Annotated in this window: 18 protein-coding genes; 8 read left to right on the top strand and 10 right to left on the bottom strand. The window is 69.4% G+C overall.

Annotated features, from left to right (window positions below; genetic code table 11):
- Positions 1–51: 51 nt before the first annotated feature.
- The gene (locus ACZYRS_RS17670) at positions 52–1,734 is read left to right on the top strand and encodes a type I secretion system permease/ATPase (RefSeq protein ID WP_463420290.1); all 1,683 of its coding nucleotides are present in this window, start codon (positions 52–54) and stop codon (positions 1,732–1,734) included.
- A 37-nt stretch (positions 1,735–1,771) separates the two neighbouring features.
- Positions 1,772–3,145 (top strand): HlyD family type I secretion periplasmic adaptor subunit, encoded by a 1,374-nt coding sequence (locus ACZYRS_RS17665; RefSeq protein ID WP_463420289.1) that lies wholly within the window; start codon positions 1,772–1,774, stop codon positions 3,143–3,145.
- Here ACZYRS_RS17665 and ACZYRS_RS17660 read toward each other — a convergent pair.
- Positions 3,108–4,565 carry an ATP-binding protein gene (locus ACZYRS_RS17660; protein ID WP_463420288.1) on the bottom strand — a complete coding sequence of 486 codons (1,458 nt, stop codon included), beginning with the start codon at positions 4,563–4,565 and terminating at the stop codon, positions 3,108–3,110. The two genes, ACZYRS_RS17665 and ACZYRS_RS17660, sit on opposite strands and share 38 nt — an antisense overlap.
- Entirely contained in the window at positions 4,558–5,235 is a 678-nt protein-coding gene (locus ACZYRS_RS17655) for a response regulator (RefSeq protein WP_463420287.1), read from the bottom strand. Before ACZYRS_RS17655 ends, ACZYRS_RS17660 begins: the two co-directional genes overlap by 8 nt.
- A gap of 523 nt (positions 5,236–5,758) precedes the next feature.
- Here ACZYRS_RS17655 and ACZYRS_RS17650 point away from each other — a divergent pair.
- Entirely contained in the window at positions 5,759–7,114 is a 1,356-nt protein-coding gene (locus ACZYRS_RS17650; RefSeq protein WP_463420286.1) for a PQQ-dependent sugar dehydrogenase, read from the top strand.
- Positions 7,115–7,184: 70 nt separating this feature from the next.
- Here ACZYRS_RS17650 and ACZYRS_RS17645 read toward each other — a convergent pair whose 3' ends face one another.
- The 4 genes from ACZYRS_RS17645 to rpoN form a co-directional block, all read right to left on the bottom strand.
- Complete coding sequence (locus ACZYRS_RS17645) at positions 7,185–7,385, bottom strand: hypothetical protein (RefSeq protein WP_198783792.1); 201 nt, start codon at positions 7,383–7,385, stop codon at positions 7,185–7,187.
- Positions 7,386–7,576: 191 nt separating this feature from the next.
- Entirely contained in the window at positions 7,577–7,852 is a 276-nt protein-coding gene (locus ACZYRS_RS17640; protein ID WP_463420285.1) for a hypothetical protein, read from the bottom strand.
- A gap of 350 nt (positions 7,853–8,202) precedes the next feature.
- Positions 8,203–8,445 (bottom strand): hypothetical protein, encoded by a 243-nt coding sequence (locus tag ACZYRS_RS17635; RefSeq protein WP_463420284.1) that lies wholly within the window; start codon positions 8,443–8,445, stop codon positions 8,203–8,205.
- 26 nt (positions 8,446–8,471) lie between these two features.
- Positions 8,472–9,938, bottom strand: coding sequence for an RNA polymerase factor sigma-54 (gene rpoN / locus ACZYRS_RS17630; RefSeq protein WP_463420283.1), 1,467 nt, complete (start codon positions 9,936–9,938; stop codon positions 8,472–8,474).
- Between the two features lie 174 nt (positions 9,939–10,112).
- Between rpoN and ACZYRS_RS17625 the strand changes: the two genes are divergently transcribed.
- From ACZYRS_RS17625 to ACZYRS_RS17610, 4 genes are all read left to right on the top strand, one after another.
- Positions 10,113–10,496, top strand: coding sequence for a histidine kinase dimerization/phospho-acceptor domain-containing protein (locus tag ACZYRS_RS17625; RefSeq protein ID WP_463420282.1), 384 nt, complete (start codon positions 10,113–10,115; stop codon positions 10,494–10,496).
- Between the two features lie 102 nt (positions 10,497–10,598).
- On the top strand, positions 10,599–12,053 hold the full coding sequence (locus tag ACZYRS_RS17620) for a sigma-54-dependent transcriptional regulator (RefSeq protein WP_463420281.1): 1,455 nt from the start codon (positions 10,599–10,601) through the stop codon (positions 12,051–12,053).
- Positions 12,054–12,093: 40 nt separating this feature from the next.
- On the top strand, positions 12,094–16,017 hold the full coding sequence (locus ACZYRS_RS17615) for a CheR family methyltransferase (protein WP_463420280.1): 3,924 nt from the start codon (positions 12,094–12,096) through the stop codon (positions 16,015–16,017).
- Between the two features lie 47 nt (positions 16,018–16,064).
- Entirely contained in the window at positions 16,065–17,150 is a 1,086-nt protein-coding gene (locus ACZYRS_RS17610; RefSeq protein ID WP_463420279.1) for a chemotaxis protein CheB, read from the top strand.
- Positions 17,151–17,194: 44 nt separating this feature from the next.
- On the opposite strand, the gene ACZYRS_RS17605 is transcribed toward ACZYRS_RS17610, so the two are convergent.
- Positions 17,195–17,725, bottom strand: coding sequence for a response regulator transcription factor (locus ACZYRS_RS17605; RefSeq protein ID WP_463420278.1), 531 nt, complete (start codon positions 17,723–17,725; stop codon positions 17,195–17,197).
- A gap of 212 nt (positions 17,726–17,937) precedes the next feature.
- Between ACZYRS_RS17605 and ACZYRS_RS17600 the strand changes: the two genes are divergently transcribed.
- Positions 17,938–18,174, top strand: a complete 237-nt coding sequence (locus tag ACZYRS_RS17600) for a hypothetical protein (RefSeq protein WP_463420277.1) — start codon at positions 17,938–17,940, stop codon at positions 18,172–18,174.
- A gap of 36 nt (positions 18,175–18,210) precedes the next feature.
- On the opposite strand, the gene ACZYRS_RS17595 is transcribed toward ACZYRS_RS17600, so the two are convergent.
- From ACZYRS_RS17595 to ACZYRS_RS17585, 3 genes are read right to left on the bottom strand one after another with little or no spacing between them, the layout of a single operon-like run.
- The gene (locus ACZYRS_RS17595; protein ID WP_463420276.1) at positions 18,211–19,083 is read right to left on the bottom strand and encodes an SDR family oxidoreductase; all 873 of its coding nucleotides are present in this window, start codon (positions 19,081–19,083) and stop codon (positions 18,211–18,213) included.
- 39 nt (positions 19,084–19,122) lie between these two features.
- On the bottom strand, positions 19,123–19,368 hold the full coding sequence (locus ACZYRS_RS17590; protein ID WP_463420275.1) for a hypothetical protein: 246 nt from the start codon (positions 19,366–19,368) through the stop codon (positions 19,123–19,125).
- The gene (locus tag ACZYRS_RS17585; RefSeq protein ID WP_463420274.1) at positions 19,365–20,435 is read right to left on the bottom strand and encodes an SDR family oxidoreductase; all 1,071 of its coding nucleotides are present in this window, start codon (positions 20,433–20,435) and stop codon (positions 19,365–19,367) included. Before ACZYRS_RS17585 ends, ACZYRS_RS17590 begins: the two co-directional genes overlap by 4 nt.
- Positions 20,436–20,612 lie beyond the last annotated feature (177 nt).

Below are 20,612 nucleotides of genomic sequence, written 5' to 3'. Positions count from 1 at the left end.
ACGGCGCGGGGCGTGCAAGCGCCCCGCGCCGAATACCGGAGGAGATCCAACATGAAGCCGATCTGGGCCGAGCTGAAGCCGCTGCTGTTCAGCATGGCGCTCTTCTCGTTCGTCATCAACCTGCTGTACCTGGTGCCTGCGCTGTTCATGCTGCAGGTGTTCGACCGCGTGATTCCGACCAACAGCCGCGAGACGCTGTGGGTGCTGCTGGGCGGCGTGGGCACGGCGCTGTTCATCCTGTTCGTTCTCGACTACGTGCGGCTGCGCCTGCAGCACCTCACGGGGCACATCGTCGACGAGCGGCTCTCGCCGCCGGTGGTGCATGCGGTGGTGACCGCCGCCGCGCGTTCCACGCTCAATGCGCGGCCCGATGCGATGCGCGACATCGCCACGCTGCGGGGCCTGTTCTCGGCCAACGGATTGACCGCGCTGATGGACGCGCCGTGGATCGTCGTCTACGTGGCCGTCATCGCCTTCTTTCATCCGGCGCTCGGCCTGGGGGCCGCGGGGGCGGCCGCCGTGATGATCGGCCTGGCCTGGCTCAACGACCGCGTGAACCAGAAGGCGCTGGACGCGGTGCAGCGCGAAACGCGCCAGGCGTCGCGCTACGTCGAAGGGTCGCTGCGCAACGCCGAAGTGCTGCAGGCCATGGGCATGACCGAGCGCCTCCTGGGCCGCTGGCGCAAGCAACAGGACGAGGCGCTGGCGCTGCAGGCCAGCACCAGCCACGCGAGCGTGTCGTTCAGCGCGGCCTCGCGCTTTTTGCGCCAGGGCGTGCAGGTGATGATGATGTCGATCGGCGCCTACCTGGTGCTCACGCAGGCGGCTTCGGCCGGCGTGATGATCGCCACCACCGTGCTGCTCGGCCGCGCCCTGCAGCCGGTGGAGCAGATCGTGGGCAGCTGGCGCGTGCTGAACGAGGCGCGCTCGGCCTACCGGCGCCTGCGCGATCTGTGCGAGCACTTCGGCAAGGACGTGCCGCGCATGTCGCTGCCCCGGCCGGTCGGCCATATCCGGGTGCACGGCATTTCGTTTCGCCCGCCCGGCTCGGAGAAGCTGGCGCTGTCGGGCGTGTCGCTGAACCTCGTGGCCGGCGAGGCGCTGGCCATCATCGGGCCGAGCGCGGCAGGCAAGTCGACGCTCGCGCGCCTGATGACCGGCATCTGGCAACCGACCATGGGAACGATCCGGCTGGACGGCACCGAACTCTCGACCTGGTCGCGGCGCGAGCTCGGCCCCTGGATCGGCTATGTACCGCAGGACGTGGAGCTTTTCGACGGCACGATCGCCGACAACATCTGCCGGCTGGGCGAGCCGGACGGCGAAGCCGTCATCGCCGCGGCCAAGCGCGCCAATGCCCACGACATGATCGTGCAGCTGCCGATGGGCTACGACACGCAGATCGGTGACAACGGCGCGCGCCTTTCGCCGGGCCAGCGTCAGCGGATCGCGTTGGCCCGCGCCATGTACGGCGACGTGCGCCTGCTGGTGCTCGACGAGCCGAATGCGAGCCTCGATGCCGAGGGCGAAATCGCCTTGGCGCGCGCGCTCAGCGGCCTGCGCGCCGAGGGGGTGACCTCGATCGTGGTGACGCATCGCCCCTCGCTGGTCGCGCACGTGGACAAGATCCTCATCCTCGAAGCCGGGCAGGTGAAGCAGTTCGGCCCGGCCAGCGAGGTGATGAAGTCGATGCAGAAGCAGGCGCAGGCAGCGCTCACCGAGCGCGCCGCATGAGGCCAGAGACCGCAGCCAGCCAGGAGGCCCACAAGCCATGACGCACGCACACGCACAGGCACTCCCACAGGCCCCCTCACACGCCCCCCCGTTCGGCAGCACGAAGCCCAAACGCAAGACCACCAAGCAGCAGATCAAGGGACTGGTGCGGCTGGGTCTCGCGACCGTGTTCGCCATCGTCATCCCGGTCGGCATGTGGGTCGGGCTCGCGCCGCTGGCCATGGCCGTGGTGGCGCCGGCGCACGTGAAGGTCGATCTGAACCGCCGGCCGGTGCAGCATCTCGAAGGCGGCATCGTGCGCCAGGTGCTGGTGCGCGACGGGCAGCAGGTCAAGGAAGGGCAGGCGCTGGTGGTCTTTGCCGACGTGGGCATGGACGCCGACCGCAACCGCCTGACCTACCGCCTCGCGGTGGAGCGCACCGCCCTGGAGCGCCTGGAAGCCGAGCAGCGCCGCGCCGAGAAGCTGGTGTTTTCCGAGGCGCTCCAGACCGAGGCCCTCAGGGATGCGCGCCTGCAGGATGCGATGGCCAAGGAGTCGTCTCTCTTCGCGGCGCGCCGGCATTCGCTGCAAAGCGAGCTGGCGCTCATGCGCATGCTGCGCCAGAAGGTGCAGCAGGAAATCGGCTCGCTGGAGGCGCAGGGCGTGAAGGCGCAGGAATCGCTCGCGCTGCAACACCGCGACCTGCAGGCCAATCGCGACCTGGTGAGCGAGGGCTTCGTCTCCAACGCGCGCATCAACCAGATGGAAGCCTCGGTGGCCGACTACACCGCCAAGCTCGAAGAGCGCCGCTCGGAACTCGCGCGCGGACACGGGCGCCTGGTCGATGCCGACATCAAGAGCAACTCGATCGTCAACGAGTACCTGCGCTCGGCCAGCGACCAGCTCAAGAGCGCGGTCACCCGCGTGAGCGAGATCGAGCAGGAGCTGCGCAAGTCCGACGACGCCACCACGCGCCAGGTCGTGCTGGCGCCGGCGGCGGGCGAGATCATCGACCTGAAGTTCACCTCACCGGGCGCGGTCGTGCGGCCGGGCGAGGCCATCGCGGAGATCGTGCCGAGCAACACCGCGCTGATGATCGAGGCGCAGATCCGTCCGGAAGAAGTCAACAACGTGCTGGTGGGGCAGAGCGCCCGCATCAAGTTCACCGCCTTCAAGTACCGCAACGCCACGATGGTGAAGGGCAAGGTGACCTATGTGTCGGGTGACCGGTTCACCGACAAGACGACGCAGATGCCGTATTACGCCGTTTCCATCCTGGCCGACGCCGAATCGGTCGAGGCCGTGGGCGACCTGAAGATGCAGGCAGGCATGCCGGCCGAGGTGTACATCGAAGGCGGTTTCCAGACCGCGCTTCAGTACTTGCTGGAGCCCATTACTTCCACATTGCGCCGGGCCGCTCGGCAAATGTGAGAACCGGACTTTTCGTCGGCTTCTTCCCATCATTTTCGGGTGCATTACCGCATGGCACCGGAAACGTGATTTCCGCGCGGAGCCCTCCCAACGGCGATTGACGCAGCCGCACGACCGCGTGGTGCGCCAGCGCCACCGCCTGCACGATCGACAGGCCCAGCCCGACGCCATGCGGATCGACACGCCCCAGGCGGTTGAAGCGCTGGAACGCGGCGGCATGCTGGCTCGCGGGAATGCCCGGGCCGGAATCGTCGAAGGTCAGCACAACGCCCTCATCGATGCGGGCACTGCCGACCTCGATGCGCCCGCCGGCGGGCGTGAAGCGGATGGCGTTGTCCAGCAGGTTGTGCATCAGCATGTGCAGGCCGAGTTCGACGGCCGGCAACCGCGCCGCGTCGAAGCGCGTGACGACCGTCACCCGGCTGTCGGCGGCCACCGGGCCCAGCTCGGACATCACGTCCTGGAACACCTTGTGCAGGTCCACGTCGACCGCCACATGCCCCGCGACCGCCAGGCTGTCGACGCGGGCGAGATCGAGCAGCTGATCCAGAAGGTAGCTGGCCTGGTCGATGCCCGACATCAACCCGCGCAGGCACGCCGACAACTCCTGCGGCGATGAGGCGACCGCGGTGGCCAGCTGCGCGTGCGCGCGAAGCCCGGCCAGCGGCGTTCGCATTTCGTGCGCGGCAATGGCCGTGAACTCCCGCTCGCTGGACAACGCCGACCTGAAGCGGGCGAACAGCCCATTGACCGAATCGACCATCGGCTTGAGCTCGACCGGCGGATTCGCAACCTTCAACTCCGACAGGTCCAGCGCATGGCGCTCGCGAAGCTGCGAAGCGTAGCCCTCGACCGAGCGCAGCGCCTGATTCACGAACCACCAGGTGCTCACGAAAATCAGCAGCAGCGGAATCGCCAGGAACGAGAGAAAGTAGCCGGTCGTGATGCCGGCCGCCGCCTCGCGGTCGCGCTGGCGCTCGGCGATCTGGATGACCATGCCCGTTCTCTCGGCCGCGTGCGTGTAGGTTCGCACCTCTTCGCCGTCGACCACGGCTTCGCCGAAGCCGCGCTGCGCTATCGGCTGCAGCGGGCCGTCCTGCCGCGCCTTGTGGCTCTGGTGCAGCAGCCGCCCTTCGACGGACCAGATCTTGTAGTGATAGCGCGCGTCCAGCGAGCTTTCGGTCTGCCTGACGACGTCGCTCAGCCCTTCGATGAAACCTTCTTCCTCGATCTCGTGTTCCGCGAAGGCGAGCACCGTGCGCGCGAGCGTGACCAGCCGCGCGTCCAGCACGTTGCGGTCGGAGATCTGGTCGGCCCGGTGCATGGCGACGCCGCCTGCCAGCAGCGTTGCGGTGCAGACGAAAAACGCGATCGCCGCAACCCGGTGACGCAACGACCACGAAGACACAAGGCTATGCATGCAGCTTCTCGGGACCGAGCTGATAGCCGACGCCGCGCACCGTGAGGATGAGGTTGGGCGAGAACTTGCGCCGCAGGTAGTGGATGTGAACCTCGACCGCGTTGCTCTCCACCTCCACGTCGAAGGTGTACAGCGCCTCCTCGAGCTGGCCGCGCGACAAGACCTGGGTCTTGCGGCGCACAAGAATCTCCAGCAGCCAGAATTCCTTGTTGGTCAGCGCGACGATGTCGCCATGCCAGGTGGCCGTTCGGTGCGACGGATAGAGCTTGAGCGGACCATGCTCCGGTTCGATCGAGGAGGGCGCCTTGCCGTTGACCCGGCGCAGCACGGCCCTCACGCGCGAGGCGAGTTCTTCCAGGTCCAGCGGCTTGACCATGTAGTCGTCGGCGCCCATGTCCAGCAGCCGCACGCGGTCCTGGATGCCGCAGCGGGCCGTGATCACGATCACCGAAACGGGAATGCCCCGGCTGCGGATGCTCTTGAGCAGCGAATCGCCGGCGACGTCCGGCAGACCGAGGTCGAGCAGCACGCAGTCGTAGTTGCAGGACGCCAGCGAAGAGAGAACCTCCTTGCCGCCCCGGCTCCAGTCGACCGCATAGCCCGCGCGCATGAGGCCCTTGTGCACGGCGCTGCCGAGCAGTTCGTTGTCTTCGACCAGGAGAAGCCGCATGGCACATGCCCGATCAACGTCGTCCAGCCGGCGCGGCAGGGCGCACGCAGGAGGTACTGGGCGCGTGGAAGAGGAGGGTTGCGAGGCGGCTGGGTACCCCATTGCGACGGCCGTGCCGTGTCGTGCATGAAGACCGCAGCGCGTCATCCAGGCGCGGCGATCGGGCCGGGGAGAGCCCGCCGAACGATGGACGGGAAAGGACTTTCGAAGTCTTCATCTTGTCTCCTCGGCGCACTGTTTAACCGGTGGGCCGGTTGGGTCGTAGCCAGATCGTTCAACGGTATCGACCCGCATCAATGGTGCCGCGGATGTACAACCGGCGTATTAATGTAGAGAAAGTTAATTCAAATGGCAATCCAGCATTTGTGGGTTGTCGCCATAGGCTCAAAGCACTAGTTCAGCGCGTCGCGGGCCAGGAGCGAAACCGTGGGGGGCTTATCCGGCAGCGGGTCCGGGAGTTGGCCTACGAAAACGCTGGTGGCAACTCGCAGCATGCGGGCGTCAACATGCCCAGGAGTCGCTCATGCCCACCCGCATCAAAAACACAATCGTTGCCACGGCCATCGCGACGGCCGTCGCTTCGCTTGCCACATCGGCCGTCGCCTTGCCCGGCGATGCGGGCAAGGGCCCTGTCGCATCGCCCGCGGACACGGTCGGCCCCAACCCGAAGATCGCACCCGTCGAAAAGCAACTGATCACCACGGTGCAGATCGCGCCGGCCAAGGGCTGGCCCGCGGGCAGCAAGCCCACGGCGGCCTCGGGTGTCGCGGTCACGCCTTTCGCGTCGGGTCTCAACCATCCGCGCTGGGTCTACGTGCTGCCCAACGGCGATGTGCTGGTCGCCGAGACCAATGCGCCGCCCAAGCCCGACGACAGCAAGGGCGTGAAGGGCAAGGTCATGAAGAAGGTCCAGGCGCGCGCGGGCGCCGGCGCGCCCACGGCCAACCGCATCGTGCTGCTGCGCGATGCCGACGGCGACGGCATCGCCGAGACAAAGACCGTGTTCATCGACAAGCTCAACTCCCCGTTCGGCATGGCCCTGGTGGGCACCGATTTCTACGTGGCCGCCAGCGACGCGATCCTGCGCTTTCCGTACACCGCGGGCGAGACGACCATCACCGCCAGCCCCGAGAAGCTGACCGACCTGCCCGCGGGAACGATCAACCACCACTGGACCAAGAACATCATCGCGACGCCCGATGGCGCCAAGCTCTACGCCACCGTGGGCTCCAACAGCAACGCGGCCGAGAACGGCATCGCCGCGGAAGAGGGGCGCGCCGCCATCTGGGAGGTCGATCGCGCCACGGGCCAGAAGCGCCTGTTCGCCACCGGCCTTCGCAACCCCAACGGCATGGCGTGGGCACCGGGCGGCACTGCGCTGTGGACCGTCGCCAACGAGCGCGACGAACTGGGCAACGACCTCGTGCCCGACTACCTGACCTCGGTGAAGGAGGGCGCGTTCTACGGCTGGCCCTACAGCTACTACGGCCAGCACGTGGACGAACGCGTCAAGCCCAAGCGCCCCGAGATGGTCGCCAAGGCCATTGCCCCGGACTACGCGCTCGGCGCGCACGTGGCCGCGCTCGGCCTCGTGGCGGCCGGCAAGACAGGCTTGCCGGCACCGTTCGCCAACGGCATGTTCATCGGCGAGCACGGCTCGTGGAACCGCAGCCCGCCCGCGGGCTACAAGGTGGTGTTCGTGCCCTTCGCGGATGGCAAGCCGTCCGGCCAACCCGTGGATGTGCTCACGGGCTTCGTCAATGAAAAGGGCGAGGCCTACGGGCGGCCCGTGGGCGTGGCCATCGATGCGAAGGGCGCGCTGCTGGTGGCGGACGATGTGGGCAATGTGATCTGGCGCGCGATGGGCACGGCGCACTGAGTTCGAATCGCGGTGCTTCGGCGCGCTCTGGCCGCGGACAGCGCGGCTGTCATTTCACGCGCCTGCCATTTCATTTCGCCGGCGGCGGAAGCCCGTTCTCCTGCGTCGGCGCGGGGCCGCCGCCCGGCGGCAGGTTGCCTGGGCCCTTCTCGGGGTCCTTGATGCCGTAGAAGAACAGCACCACCACGACGATGACCGCGATGGCGGCGAGCAGGGTCCACATCAGGCGGCGGCCGATGTCGCCTTGGCTGTGTCGTTGTTTCTGGTTCATGTCTTTGCGTCACTGTGCGTCGCGCGAATTGTGGAGAGGCTTGTTGAGCTGGCCATGAGAGGGCTCCTCGGGAAAGGTTTTCGAGATCGCTCTTCGTGGCGATCCGTGGCGATCCATGGCAATCGGCGTTCCCGCCGTGGCTGCGCTGAAAGACGGGCTGCGAACTGAATTGCAGCCCGCCAGACCGGCCGCTAGGCGCCGTCGGTCTCAGGCGCAACGCGTCGCGCCTTCTCGCTCGACTGAAACAGCTCCCCGGCCTTTTGCGTCAGATCGGCTGCGAGCCAGTGCAGGTTGGCCAGATGCCTGGGTCCGTCGCCGGTGCACCAGTCGATGTCTGCGCCATTGCAGGTCCACATGAGCGCATCGAGTTGCGCGAGCGTGTTCTCCAGGCAATCGGTCGCGTCTTGCGCGTTGCCGTCGGGAGAAGTTACCGGCGTGCGAGGCCGGGCTATAGTCTTGGTAGCCATTTTTGTGCGGTCCTTTAGAGGTTGTTGCACGTCTTTGGTTAGACGGCTGGGGTGCTTACTACGCCCCGGCCGTCGCCTTTTGATACCTCGCATCTGCATCGGTGCTTTCGCATCGACAACCCGCCGCGAGGCAAGCGGCCTTCATTCATTCATTCGGTGCTTTGTGTGTGACGCCTTCCGTGTCCCCTTGGCGGGGCTGTGAGTGACAGGGGCATTCACTGTAGGCAAGAGCGCGGCGATGTGGCCGCTTCGCGCATCACGAAGTCGCGATTCGCGCCAACAAATGCAGCTTCGGCGACGCCGCGTGCACGCAGCGGGGCAGCGCCTGGCGAAGGCGCGCGCCGGCCGGCTCAGGCCCCGTCGATGCCGCTGGCCAGTGCCGCGCGGCCCTCGGGCGTCAGCGCGAGGAAGCGGCCCCGCTCGCGGCCCTGGCGATCCTTGCGGTCCTCGCTGCCGTCGCCATCCCGAAGGGGCCGCAGCGTGAAAGCGGCGACGAAGCCCGCCGCGCGCAGCACCACCAGGTTGTTGATCTCGTCGGGGTCCGTGAGCGTGAGCGGCGCCTTGCTCCGGCTCAGATGGTCGAGAAATTCCATGCACATGGTCTTGGGGCTGCAGGGATTCAGGCAGCGGCCGCAAGCCGGGTGCCGCGCGCACGGCGCTCGTCCACGGGGTCGATGTCCAGCGCCTGGCGGTACTTGGTGATGGTGCGGCGCGCGATGCGAAAGCCCTGCTGCGCCAACTGCCGCGCGAGCGCGGCGTCGCTCAGCGGCGCGGTTGGCGGTTCCACCGCGATGAGCTCGCGAATGAGCTGCCGCACCGCCACCGGCGCACTCGCGCCGCCGGCCGCGTGCTGCAGCCCGCGCGAGAAGAAGTACTGCAGCTCGAACACGCCGGCGGGCGTGGCGATGTACTTGTTGTGCACGGTGCGCGAGACGGTCGAGGCATGCACGCCCACTTCGTCGGCGATCTCCTGGAGCCCGAGCGGCTTCATCGCCAGCGGGCCGTGCTCCAGAAACAACTGCTGCCGCGCCACGATGGCGCGCGCCACGTCCAGGATGGTGGCGGTGCGCTGCGTCACCGCGCCCACCATCCAGCGGGCCTGCTCGAGGTAGGCCTTCAGCGCGCCGGTGCGGGCACCGCGGCGCGTGTCGAGCAGCGCGGCGCAGGCGGTGTTCAGCCGCACGCGCGGCACTGCATGGGCATTGAGCGAGGTGCGCCAGGCGCCGCGCACCTTCTTCACGGTGACATCGGCCACCACGAGGCGCGCGCCCGTCTCGCCATGGGCCCAGCCCGGTCGCGGGTTGAGCCGCCGGATGCCGGCGACCGCGCACTGCACCTGCGCAAGCGGCACGCCGAGTGCGCGCGCGATGCCGCCGAAATCCTGCACGGCCAGCCGGTCGATGTGCGTCTCCAGAATGCGCCGCGCGATCGCGCGCAGCGGCATCGGCGCAATCGCATCGAGCTGCAGGCAGAGGCACTCGGGCACGCTGCGCGCGCCCACGCCCGCCGGGTCGAGCGCCTGCACGCGGCAGAGCGCGGTGTGCAGTTCGTCTTCGGCGCCTTCAGGGTTTTCCCCCAGCGCGAGCGCGATGTCGGCGAGCGTTATGCGCAGGTACCCGTCGTCGTCCAGCGCCTCGACCACCGCGTGCGCGAGCGCGCTCTCGCGTTCGGTCAGGCGCAGCACGCCCACCTGCGCATGGAGGTGCGCCGACAGCGATGGCGGCAGCGCCACGCGCTGCATCAGGTCGGCGCTTTCGTCGTGCGAGAGGTGCTGCGCCTGCGTCGAAGGCGCGGCGGTGATGCGCTCCAATGCGAGCGGGGCGTCGGTCTCCGCAGCCGCATCGGTCGGCGCGTTGAGCGTGTTCAATGTGTCGGGTGCGGCGGGCATCTCCGCTGCCGCGCTTTCGTGCAACGCAGCCACGCTGGGCTCATCGACTTCGAGAAACGGATTCAGCTCGGCCGCCTCGCGCAGCGCCTGCGCATAGTCGAGCGAAGAAAGCTGCAGCAGCCGCACGGCGTGCTGCAGCCGCGGCGAGAAGATGGTGGCTTGCGTCTGGCGCGCCTGCATGGCGATGGATGGGTTCATGGTGTGTGCTGATGCGCAACGGTTGTGCCAACCCAAAAGCGGTAAAAACCGGTCCCCAAGAGCCTGCAGACCGGCAATCGGCCGCATGCGGCACCGCAACCTGCATGCCTTGCCGCAAAACTTGCAGCGCCGCCGGGGCAGACAGGCCCGGTTCATTGGCCGACACTGGGCGGCATGACGAAGATTCGACAAGAACGCGGGCGGGGGCCTGCAGGTTTCTGGGTGGCGGGCATGTTGGCGGGCGTGTCGGCGGGGATCGTGGGGGCCTTCATCGGCACGCGTCTGCGGCGCGAGGGCAGGGCGCGCGGCGCCCCCTCCACCGAACAGCAATTGGCCCTCCTGCTCAAGCAAGTGGCGCGCCAGGCGCAGGCGGCGAGGCAACTGGACCACGACCTGCGCGCGCCTGTCGGCGCGATGGCCGTGGCGCTGGAACTGCTGAACACCACCGACGACGACGCTCTCAGGCAGGAGGCGCTGCAGGTGCTCGCGCGCCAGGTCGCACGTATGAATACGCTGACACAGCAAGTGCACGATTTCTCACGCGGCTTCAACGGATGAACCGTCGGCCGCGGGCTCGGGATGGAGCAACCATCGGCACAGGGGAAAACGCAGAAGCGCCGCCGTAGAAGTGCGATTGGCGCAACAGGGTCTGGAGCAGGTTTGGCACATGCATTGATCGTTGAGGACGATGACGATTCCGCATTGATGATGGCGGCCCTCGTCGCACGCGAGGGCCACTCGGTGATGTGCGCGCATTCGATTGCCGACGCGCGCCGCCTGATGGCGATGCAGCGGCCCGACCTGCTGCTGCTCGACCTGCACCTGCCCGATGGCGAGGGCTTCGCGCTGTTCGACGAGAAGAACGAAGTCCTGAACGACACGGTGCTGGTGCTCATGACCGGCCAGGCGAGCCTGGACACCTCGATACGGGCGATGCGGCTGGGCGCGGCGGATTACCTGGTCAAGCCCATCAACCCGCGGCACCTGAAGGGGCTGCTCTCGCGGCTCATCGCCCCGTCGCAGCTGCGCGCCGAGTTCGACGAGGTCGAGGAACTCTGGCGCGAGACCGGCCGTTTCGGCCCGCTGGTCGGGCGCTCCGAGGCGATGCAGCGCGTGTACCGGCAGATCACGCGCGTGGCGCGCAGCGCGGTGACGGTGTTCATCCATGGCGAGAGCGGCACCGGCAAGGAGTTGGTGGCGCGCGCGGTGCACGACCTGAGCCGCCGGCGCGACCAGCCCTTCCTGGCCGTGAACTGCGGCGCGCTGTCGCCCAACCTCATCGAGAGCGAGATCTTCGGCCACGAGCGCGGCAGCTTCACCGGCGCCGAGCGCCAGCACCAGGGTTTTTTCGAGCGCGCGCACGGCGGCACGCTGTTCCTGGACGAAGTGACCGAGATGCCGCCGGAATTGCAGGTGAAGCTCTTGCGCGTGCTGGAGACCGGCACCTTCATGCGCGTGGGCTCCGCGCAGGTGCAGCAGACCGACGTGCGCGTGATCGCGGCGACCAACCGCGACGCGGCAGCCGCGGTGGCGAGCGGGCGCATGCGCGAAGACCTGCTCTACCGGCTCAATGTGCTCCCGATCGCGCTGCCGCCGCTGCGCGAGCGCGACGACGACGTGATGCTCATCGCCACCGATTTCCTCAAGGAGATATCGCGCCAGGAAGGCGGCGCCAAGCACCTGGGCGCCGATGCGCGCGCGCGGATCGTGGCCTGGCGATGGCCCGGCAATGTGCGGGAGCTGCGCAACGTGCTGCAGCGCGCGTGGGTGATGGCGAACGGCGCGGAAATCGATGGCGAATGGCTGCCCGCGCAGGACACGCCGACGGGGCAGACGAGGGAAGCGGCGCAGCCATCCCCGAAGGCGCGCGCCGAGACGTCCACCGCCGCGGCGGCGCCGATCGTGCCGTCCTTCGGCGCCCACGGCGCGAGCGCATCGCTCGCGCCCGGCGGCCAGCAACTGATCGTGGATGTCGGCGCGCAGCTGGCCGACGTGGAGCGCCAGCTCATCCTGGCCACCTACGCGCACTGCGGAGGCCACAGGGAGCGCACGGCCGCGCTGCTGGGCATCAGCATGAAGACGCTCTACAACCGGCTCAAGGAGTACCAGCAGTAGCTGCCGCGGCGCCGAGCCGGCAACCGAACAAGGGATTGCATTGAACGATGCCTCGCCCGACAGGGCCGAAGAAGAAGCCGCCGCACAACTGGACGACGCGGTGCCGTCGTTCGGCTACGGTCTCGTGCCCGTGGTGGGCCTGGGCGGCGGGGCGGGCGGCGTGCAGGCGCTGCTGGCCTTTCTCGAAGGGCTGGCCGAGCCGTCGGGCATGGCGTTCGTCGTCGTGCTGCAGCTGCCCGACGTCGACCAGGCGGCGCTGGTTCGAGAGTTGCGCGCGGCCACCGCGCTGCCCGTGGTGGCGGTCCAGGGGCGGATGCGCCTGGCGCCCGACACGGTGCACGTGCTGCCGCCCTGCATGTCGGCGCACCTGCGCGGCAATTTCATCGAGATGGTCAGGCTGCCGCCGGAGCGCGGGCGCCACCTGACCGCGGACCTTTTCTTTCGCACGCTCGCGGATTCGCACGGGCCGCACGCGACGGCCGTGGTGCTCTCGGGCGCCGATGGCGACGGCGCGATCGGCATCAAGCGCGTGAAGGAGCGCGGCGGGCTCACCGTCGTGCAGGAGCCGCGCGAATCGGCCGACGACGGCATGGCGCATGCCGCCATGGCGACCGGCATGGTCGACTGGGTGCTGCCGGCGCGGGAGATGGGCGCGCGCATCGGCGCCTACTACCGCCTGGAGACGCAGCTTCGCCTGCCGCCCGAGCAATCTCCCGCGCACGACCCCTCGGTGCCGGCCACGCCGGCGGCGGAGCCCGGCGAAGCGCTGTTCCGCGAGGTGCTGGCCTTCGTGCGCAACCGCACCGGCCGCGACTTCGACGACTACAAGCGCGCCACGGTGCTGCGGCGCATCGGCCGGCGCATGCAGGTGAACGGCGTGCGCGACCTGGCGACCTACCTGGACTGCCTGCGCACGCGGCCCGGCGAGGCCGGTGCGCTGCTGCACGACATGCTCATCAGCGTGACCAACTTCTTTCGCGATGCCGACAGCTTCGCCGCGCTGGCCGCGCGGGTGCCCGAGCTGTTTCGCCACAAGGGCCCGGACGACACGCTGCGCGTGTGGGTGGTGGCCTGCGCGACGGGCGAGGAGGCCTATTCGGTCGCGATGCTGCTGACCGAGCACGCGCGCAGGCTGGAGAATCCGCCGGCGATCCAGATCTTTGCGACCGACCTGGACGAAGACGCGGTGCGCGCCGCGCGCGAGGGCCTCTATCCGCTCGCGGCCGAGGCCGACCTGGGCGAAGAGCGCATGCGGCATTTCTTCGTGCGCGAGCCGCGCGGCTGGCGGGTGCGCCGCGATCTGCGCGAGATGGTGCTGTTCGCGGTGCACGATGTGCTGCGCGATTCGCCGTTCTCGCGCATCGACCTGGCGACCTGCCGCAACCTGCTCATCTACCTGAACCGCGACGCGCAGGCGCGCGTGCTCGAGACGCTGCACTTCGCGATGCACGCGGGGGCGCCGCTTTTTCTCGGTGTCTCGGAGGTGGCGGACGGAAACGGCGATCTGTTCGCGGTGGCCGACAAGGCGCATCGCATCTACGTGCGGCGCCAGATGCAGGCGGGCGCGCCACTGCCGCCCAGGCCCGTCGGCGCGCCGAGGCTTGCCGAGTCGCGGCGTTCGCAGCCGGTGATTCCGCGCGCCGCGATCGTGCCACCCGCGTCGCCCGCGTCGCCGGCCACGCTGCTGCCCACGCTGCGCGGCGGGCGCACGATGACCTGGGCCGAGATGCACCTGCAGCTCATCGACCAACTGGCGCCGCCCTCGATCCTGGTGGATGCGGAGCACGAGATGCTGCACATCTCGCCCGCGGCCACAGCATTTCTCTATTTCGGCGGCGGCGAGCCCTCGCGCAACGTGCTGCGCGCGATCGTGCCCGAGCTGCGAGCCGAACTGCAGACCGCGCTCTTCCACGCGCACGAGAGGCACGGGCCGGTGGAGGTCGCGCCGGTGCGGATGCGCGTGGCCGGCAGCGAGCTGGCGGTGGCGATCGGGGTGCGGCCGGTCGAGGCCTTCGGCGGCGGCTACCTGGTGCTGCTGCGCCGTGAAGATGTGCGGCAGAACGTGGCGGCGGCCGATGCGGACGAAAGCGCCGTGCCGGCCGGCGATGGCTTCGCGGCCCTGGCGCGCGTGCAGCCCGAGCCGGTCGCCCAGCATCTGGAGCGCGAGGCGGACCGACTGAAGGCGCGGCTGCGCCAGACGGTGGAGCAGTACGAGGTGTCCACCGAGGAGCTCAAGGCGAGCAACGAAGAACTGCACGCCATGAACGAGGAACTGCATGCGGCCGCCGAGGAGCTCGATACCAGCCGCGAGGAACTGCAGTCGATCAACGAAGAGCTCACCACCGTCAACCAGGAGCTCAAGACCAAGGTCGACGACCTGGGCCACGCCAACAGCGACATCCTGAACCTCATGGACGCGACCGCCATCGCCACCGTGTTCCTGGACCGCGAGTTGCGCGTGATGCGCTTCACCCCGAGCGCGGCAACGATCTTCAAGCTGATCGCGGGCGACACGGGGCGCCCGCTGTCGGACCTGGTCACGGGGCTGGACTACCCGCAACTGGCGCACGATGCGCGCGGCGTGCTGCGCTCGCTGCTGCCCTCCGAGCGTGAAGTGGGCGACGCGCGCGGCAACTGGTACCTTGCGCGCGCGCGGCCCTACCGCACCGTGGAGGACGTGATCGCCGGCGTCGTGCTGACCCTGGTGGACATCACCGAGCGCAAGGCCGCGCAGCAGGAGCTGGAGCAAGGCCGCGCCGAATTGCTTGCGGCATTGCGTGGCAACGAAGTGGCGCGCCGCGCGCTGGAGGCGGCCGACGCGGCCAAGGACCGCTTTCTGGCCGTGCTGTCGCACGAGTTGCGCAACCCGCTCGCCTCCATCAGCGGTGCGGCCGAACTGCTGGCGCCCGAGTCGCTCGCTACACAGGACCAGGCGCGCGCCGCCCGCGTTGTCCGCCGGCAGGCCTCCGCCATGGGCGTCATGCTGGGGGAGCTGCTCGATCTGTCGAGCCTGCGGCAGGGCCGCCTCGCGCTGAAGCCGGAGCGCATCACCGCGCAAGCCGTTGCGGATGCGGCGCTGGAAACCGTGCGCCCGCTGATCGAGAGCGGGCGCCACGTGCTCGAACTGCGCATCGCCGAGGAGGAGATCGCCCTCGACGCCGACCCGACGCGGCTCGGCCAGGTGCTCTCGAACCTGCTGTCGAACGCCGCCAAGTACACACCCGCGCAGGGCCACATCCTGCTGTCGGTGCATGCCGACGCGCGCGACGCGGTGTTCGAGGTGTCCGACGACGGCATCGGCATGGCGCCCGACACCATCGAGACGATGTTCGAGATGTTCGCGCAGAGCGAGCATGCGCACGAGCGCGCCGCGGGCGGCCTGGGCATCGGGCTGGCGCTGGTGCGCAATATCGTCGAATTGCATGGCGGCACCGTCACCGGCCAGAGCGAGGGCCTCGGGCGGGGATGCCGCTTCACGGTGCGCATTCCCTCGGCGCGCGTTCACTCGCCGCATGCACAGGCAGCGGTGCCGCCGCTCGCCCCCGCCGCGGGCGGCGAAGGCCCGGTGCGGCCGCAGCGTCTGCTGCTCGCGGACGACAACGTCGATGCGCTCTGGGGCATGGGGCAGATGCTCTCGGCGGCGGGCTTCGGCGTGGAGACCGTGCACAACGGCATCGATGCACTGCGCTTGGCAGAGGAACTGCGCCCCGATGCGGCGGTGCTCGACATCGGCATGCCAGGCCTGGACGGCCACGAGGTCGCGCGCCGCATCCGCGCCGAGCCTTGGGGCCGCGACATGGTGCTGATCGCGGTCACCGGCTGGGGCCAGCCGGCCGACCGGGCCGCGGCGCTCGCCGCGGGCTTCGACGCGCACGTCGCCAAACCGGTGACGGCGGCCGACCTGCAGCGCCTGCTGCGCGCGCACGGGGCCGACCGGCAGGCACGCCGTTTGCCGGAAGCCTGAAGTCCGCCTGCGCGCGGACCCTTTTCCCTCACTTCGCGTCTCCGGACATGACCAGCTTGCAGGAATCTCAGAACACCCAGCACACACGGACTGCCCAGGAGGAGCGCCAGTCCCCGGCGCCCGCCGTGCGGCGCGCCATCTTCATCGGCGCTTCCTCGGGCGGCGTGTACGCGATGCTCGAACTGGCGGCGGCGCTGCCCGCGAACTTTCCGGTGCCTGTGCTGCTGGTGCAGCACATCGGCGCGCACCGCAGCCAGCTTGCGCAGCTGCTGGACGCCCGGGGCCCGAACCTTGCCGTGGAGGCGCGCGACGGTGATGTGCCGGCCGCCGGCACCATCCACATCGCGCCGCCCGACCACCACATGCTGCTGGAAGGCGGCGTGATCCGCGTGACCCGCGGCCCGAAGGAACACCATGCGCGCCCCGCGATCGATCCTCTGTTTCGTTCCGCCGCGCTGGAGTTGGGCGCGGGGGCCATCGGCGTGGTGCTCACGGGCATGCTGGACGACGGCAGTGCAGGCCTTCGCGCCATCAAGGACTGCGGCGGCACGGTCGTCGTGCAGGACCCGGCCGATGCCTTGGAGCCCAGCATGCCGCGCGCCGCCCTCTCGGTGGTGCCGGCGGACCATGTGGTGCCGCTGTCGAAGATGGCGGGTGTGCTGCTGGCATTGGCCAGCGCGCCGCCCGACGATCGCGTCCATCGCTTCCACGGCAGCTGCGAGTCATCGGCCGCGCTGCGACGCGAGTACGCCGCAGGCGCGGGGGGCCATGCGATGGAAAGGCTGAAGGAGATCGCGAGCCCTTCGACGTTCAGTTGCCCCGACTGCGGCGGCGTGCTGTTCGAGCTGGACGACAAGCGCCCGCTGCGCTACCGCTGCCACACCGGCCATGCCTTCAGCCTGCGCAGCCTGGCGGCCACGCAGGAGCAGGTGACCGATGCCGCGCTGTGGACGGGCCTGCGCGCGTTGCAGGAGAAGGAAGGCATCCTGCGGCGGCTCGCCCAGGTGCAGCGTGCGGACGATCCCGAAGCGGCGGCCGGCTGCGACGCCGAAGCCGACGAGCTGGCGATGGTGGCCGCCGCGATGCGCAACCTGACGGTGAAGGCGCCGAGCCCGTCGGGCTTCGAGACGTAGAAGACGGCCTGCCCGCCCCGACATGGCGGACGGCGATGCGGTCTTCAGTCGTAGGGGATCGCCGCGCGCAGCAGATTCAACTCGAACGAGCGTGCCAGCACCGCGTCGAAGCCCGCGGCGCTGCTGGTGGCCGGAAGGCCGCGCGTGGCCACTGCGTCTTCGATGGCGATGAGCCGTCCATCGAAGCCGGCGCCGCGCGCCAGCCTGGCCAGCGAGCGGGCTTCGCCGGCCGAAGTGCGCAGATCGATCACCGCGAAATCGGGGCGCTCCCGCAGCAGCAGCTGGTGGCCGGCAAGGGTGCTCGCCGCGAGGTCGACCCGGTAGCCGGCGTGCGAGAGCAATCCCGCCAGCCGCGCCAGCAGGTGCACGTCGTCGGAGACCACGAGGGCCCGCTCGCCCTGCGCGGCTGCGCGCTGCGCGTGGGACATGAGTTCGTCGATTCGCACGGCGAGCTCGCGCGCCTGCCGCGCGACCACCGCGCCGGCTTTGTGCAGCACGGCGGGTGGCGAGTCGTCACGGCCGAGCACCTCCGCGGCGGCGGAGATTGCGGCAAGCGCGTTGCGCGCGTCGTGCACGCATTGATCGAGTCGGCCGAGAGCATGAAGGGGCGAGGGCGGATTCATGGCAAGAGAAATGGCTGGCATGCGCGAAGCACCAGCACGCGGTGTGCCTGCCGATGCTGCCGCCAGAGCAGCAGGGGAACGTCGGCACACCTGCACGATTTGCGGCAACTCTTGCCGGCCCGCCCAGCGGTGCGCGGGCACGTCGATTGCTCGTGAACCGGCCCATGAACCACATGCCCGCGCAGGTGCATCTCGACAACGGCTGGGCCTGCCACATCGAGGTGCAGTACCGAAAAAACGGCTCGTACGACGGCCGTGCGGAGGTCTTGTGCAACGGCGCGCGGCGCTGCGTGCTGGTGGCGCTGAATGTCGCGGCGTCGCAAGACGCGCTGGAGCAATTGACGGACCGCGCCCGTGCCTACATGGCCAGCGCGGCGTGCCCCGAGGACGACGGCGACTGATCGAACGACCGACCGTGCGGGTGGTGCGGCTCGCGCTCAGATGAAAGGCACGCCGCCCGTCACCGGGATCGTCGCGCCCGAGATGTAGCTTGCCTGGTCGGAGGCGAGCAGCACATACACCGCCTGCAACTCCGCCGGCTGGCCGGGCCGCTTCATCGGCGTCTGCGTGCCGAACTCCTTGACCTTCTCAGGCGGCATGGTCGAGGGGATGAGCGGCGTCCAGAACGGGCCCGGCGCCACGCAGTTCACGCGGATGCCTTTCTCGGCGAGCAGCTGCGCCATGCCGCCGGACATGTTCTGGATCGCGCCCTTGGTCGCGGCATAGGCCACGAGCGTGGCGTTGGGCTTGTCGGCGTTGACCGAGGCGGTGCTGATGATCGATGCGCCCGGCTTCATGCGCGCGGCGGCCGCCTTGCAGAGAAAGAAGTTGGCGTAGACGTTGGTGCGGAAGGTGCGGTCGAACTCGTCCTCGGAGATCTCGTCGAGCGACTTGTGCGTCATCTGGAAGGCCGCGTTGTTCACGAGCACATCGAGCCGGCCGAACGCATCGAAGGCCTGGTCCACGAGCTTGCGGCAATGCGCTTCCTCGCAGATGTCGCCGGGCACCGTGATGCAGCGGCGGCCCGCGCGCTCGATCCATTCGCGGGTGACCTTGGCGTCTTCTTCTTCCTCGGGGAGGTAGGAGATGAGCACGTCCGCGCCTTCGCGCGCGAAGGCGATGGCCACCGCGCGGCCGATGCCGCTGTCGCCGCCGGTGATGAGCGCGGCCTTGCCTTCGAGCTTGCCGCTGCCCACGTAGCTTTGCTCGCCGAAATCGGGCGGCGGGGACATTTGCGATTCGAGGCCGGGCGGTTGCTGGGCCGGGGTTGAAAAGGGCGGCTGCGCGCCGGCTTGGCGAGGGTCTGTCATGGCGGGTCCTGCGGAAAGATGGAAAGAAGGAAGGGCGGCTCAGGCGCCGGCGTCGTTCTCGCGCGGCGTGTCGCGCGCGGCATTGCGCTTCAAGCGGTCCTGGCTGTCGGCATCGGGCGCGGCGGTGTCGCGCTCGGCGGCTTTTTTCATGCCGCGCTTCAGGCGTTCGGGGTCGGCGCCGCCGATGGCGGGCTCTTCTCCGTTCACCGCATCCGGCGCCTTCACGCGCTGGCCGCCCGAGGCGGGGCCGGGTGTGGTGGTGGTGGTGGTCTGAGGTTTCTTCATCGTGTGCTCCTTGCGTTTCTAGAAAGACAGGCGACGGCGGTCACGGCCGCAAGCGCGCCGAGGCCGAGCCACAGCGCATCGTTGGCCCGGGTGTTCTTGCGAAAGCCCCCGTCGATGGCGCAGCCGCGCGAGGGCTCGAACAGGTTGCCGTCGCTGCGCGCGGCGGGCGCGGCGCGGCGCATGGCGGCGCCGCCGACCCAGCCGAGCACGCGCGCCATGAGGTTCGGCGCGAGCGCGTGCATCCAGATGCCCGGCAGCGCCGGCGCGCCGATGTAGGTGCGCGCGCGCGGCCGCGTGGCCAAGCCGACCAGCGCCGAGGCCACGCGGCGCGGATCGACCACCGGCGGCGGCGGCGCGACGCGGTGGCCGCTGTAGTTCGCGCCGTGCGACATGCCCGGCGAATCGACGAAGGTGGGGAACACCTCGCAGACGTGGATGCCCGGAGATGCCGAGAACTCCGCGCGCAGCGATTCGGAGAACCCGCGGATGCCGAACTTGCTCGCGGTGTAGGCCGTCGCATAGGGTGTGGCGACCCAGCCGCCCAGCGAGATCATGTTGACCAGCGTGCCGCGCCCGCGCTCGCGAAAGTGCGGAACGATGGCGTACGCGCCATGCATGTGACCCACGAGGTTGGCCTCGATCACGCGGCGGTGCGAGGCGATGGGCGTGTCCTCGAAGCGCCCCACGGCACCGACGCCCACGTTGTTGATCCACATGTCCACATGGCCGTAGTGGGAGATGGCCGCTTGTGCGAGCGCGGACATGGCCGCGAAGTCGGTCACGTCGGTGGGCACCGCGAGCGCGCGTGCGCCGGCCTGTTCGCACTCGGCGGCCAGCGATTGGAGCGCCTCGCGGTTGCGCGCGGCCAGCACGAGCGAGGCGCCCTCAGCGGCAAAGGCGAGCGCGGTGGCGCGGCCGATGCCGCTGGAGGCCCCGGTGAGCACCACCACGCGGCGCAGCGCGCGGGGCGCCGCATCGGCGGGGCCGGAACGGCTGGCGCGCGTGAAGGAAAGCGGCGCTTCGGTCGCGGATTCAGCGGGCGATTTGGCGGCGGCGATTGGGGACACGGGGCGGCTCCTGCGGGGTCGATCAAGCCTCCACCCTTTGGCGAGCGCGCGGCCGCGTGCGCGCGCGGCTTGCGCATCCGGGCGTCGGACAAAACCCACGGGTTGTCTTTGGTCGTACACGGGTTTTCCCGCTCGCTGTGCGCGCGCTGCGGCCGAGGGCCGAGCAGGGGGGCGGCA

The organism is Variovorax sp. AC194 (assembly GCF_979257995.1).
Note: the sequence above shows the minus strand (reverse complement) of the source record. Positions and strands in the feature narration are given on the sequence as shown.

Bases quoted from the DNA above. Each gene is read 5' to 3' on its own strand.
- ACZYRS_RS17670 (WP_463420290.1), top strand. From the start codon at position 52: ATGAAGCCGATCTGGGCCGAGCTGAAGCCGCTGCTGTTCAGCATGGCG.
- ACZYRS_RS17665 (WP_463420289.1), top strand. From the start codon at position 1,772: ATGACGCACGCACACGCACAGGCACTCCCACAGGCCCCCTCACACGCC.
- ACZYRS_RS17660 (WP_463420288.1), bottom strand. From the start codon at position 4,565: ATGCATAGCCTTGTGTCTTCGTGGTCGTTGCGTCACCGGGTTGCGGCG.
- ACZYRS_RS17655 (WP_463420287.1), bottom strand. From the start codon at position 5,235: ATGCGGCTTCTCCTGGTCGAAGACAACGAACTGCTCGGCAGCGCCGTG.
- ACZYRS_RS17650 (WP_463420286.1), top strand. From the start codon at position 5,759: ATGCCCACCCGCATCAAAAACACAATCGTTGCCACGGCCATCGCGACG.
- ACZYRS_RS17645 (WP_198783792.1), bottom strand. From the start codon at position 7,385: ATGAACCAGAAACAACGACACAGCCAAGGCGACATCGGCCGCCGCCTG.
- ACZYRS_RS17640 (WP_463420285.1), bottom strand. From the start codon at position 7,852: ATGGCTACCAAGACTATAGCCCGGCCTCGCACGCCGGTAACTTCTCCC.
- ACZYRS_RS17635 (WP_463420284.1), bottom strand. From the start codon at position 8,445: ATGGAATTTCTCGACCATCTGAGCCGGAGCAAGGCGCCGCTCACGCTC.
- rpoN (WP_463420283.1), bottom strand. From the start codon at position 9,938: ATGAACCCATCCATCGCCATGCAGGCGCGCCAGACGCAAGCCACCATC.
- ACZYRS_RS17625 (WP_463420282.1), top strand. From the start codon at position 10,113: ATGACGAAGATTCGACAAGAACGCGGGCGGGGGCCTGCAGGTTTCTGG.
- ACZYRS_RS17610 (WP_463420279.1), top strand. From the start codon at position 16,065: ATGACCAGCTTGCAGGAATCTCAGAACACCCAGCACACACGGACTGCC.
- ACZYRS_RS17600 (WP_463420277.1), top strand. From the start codon at position 17,938: ATGAACCACATGCCCGCGCAGGTGCATCTCGACAACGGCTGGGCCTGC.
- ACZYRS_RS17595 (WP_463420276.1), bottom strand. From the start codon at position 19,083: ATGACAGACCCTCGCCAAGCCGGCGCGCAGCCGCCCTTTTCAACCCCG.
- ACZYRS_RS17590 (WP_463420275.1), bottom strand. From the start codon at position 19,368: ATGAAGAAACCTCAGACCACCACCACCACCACACCCGGCCCCGCCTCG.